Raw genomic sequence first — 1,001 nt, 5'->3', positions numbered from 1 at the left:
GGGACCGGCAGCACCTGGCCGACCGGCACGTTCACCCGACTCGCGTAGCCGCCCCCGCTGAGCAACGCGCACACCTCGGCCCCGACCTCGACCCGGTCCACGCCGACGCCGAGAGCCGCCACCCGCCCGGAGCACTCCATCCCGATGATCTCAGAGGCGCCGGGCGGCGGCGGGTAGAAACCTTGCCGCTGGAGCAGGTCCGCGCGGTTCACCGCCGTCGCAACCACCTCCAGGGTGACCTCGCCGGGCCCCGGGGCAGGAGGGTCAGCCACCGTCGACCACGTCATGACCTCGGGCCCACCGGGCGCTTTCACCGTCACAGCATGCACCCGTCACACGCTACGGCTCCTCGGCACGCGACGCCGCGGCATCATCCGGCGTGCGGGCATGTTCATGCCACGGCCGTACAGATGTTCCGGTGGGGTGGACGACGCCGGCTCGGGCCTCAGACCGGCTCGGGCTCCGGTTGGGGTGAGCCGGGAGCCGGCTCGGTATACGGCGAGGGCTCGTGCGGAGCCGGCGGCAGGTCAGGAGCGTCGGGCAGGAGCGGGCCTGGATCATCCGGGATCGGGGCGTCCGGATCGAGCGGGGGCGGGGGACTCGGGCGATGGGGACGGACGGCCTCGGGCATCGCGACAGACGGGGTAAACAGACCAGACCGGGTAGACAGGACAGACACAGATTTCGCCGTACCCGGCGGGCGTCGCGGCGGAAACATCTTCCTAGCATCCCATGTCGGCCGCTCGACCCTCGCCGCGGCCTGATCGCCGGCCATCCCGCTGGACCGGCGTCGCGCATCCGTGCGCCGCCCCGTCCTCGCGACCGTCCCGCCCGGATCTCGGTTCATCGGCTCGCACCTCCGGCCCTATGCCGTCAAGTCCTATGCCCCTATGTCCTATAATGTGGCTGCCTCGGCCGGTCCGAGACGGGTCTGTCCCCGTGGCCGATGCCAACGCGCGCCAGGACCATCACCATGTGTGGCCAGCCCGACATCATCGGAC

The 1,001-nt window shown here is 71.4% G+C and carries 1 protein-coding gene; it reads right to left on the bottom strand.

The genetic code is table 11. The annotated features are described in order from the left end of the window. Positions 1–329, bottom strand: a 329-nt coding sequence (locus tag ACY5KJ_RS15755; protein ID WP_462203696.1) for an alcohol dehydrogenase catalytic domain-containing protein, incomplete at its 3' end; no start/stop codon positions are given. Positions 330–1,001: the final 672 nt, after the last annotated feature.

The organism is Frankia sp. CcWB3 (assembly GCF_977927595.1).
The sequence above is the reverse complement of the archived record's forward strand: the minus strand, read 5'-3'. Positions and strand labels throughout refer to the sequence as shown.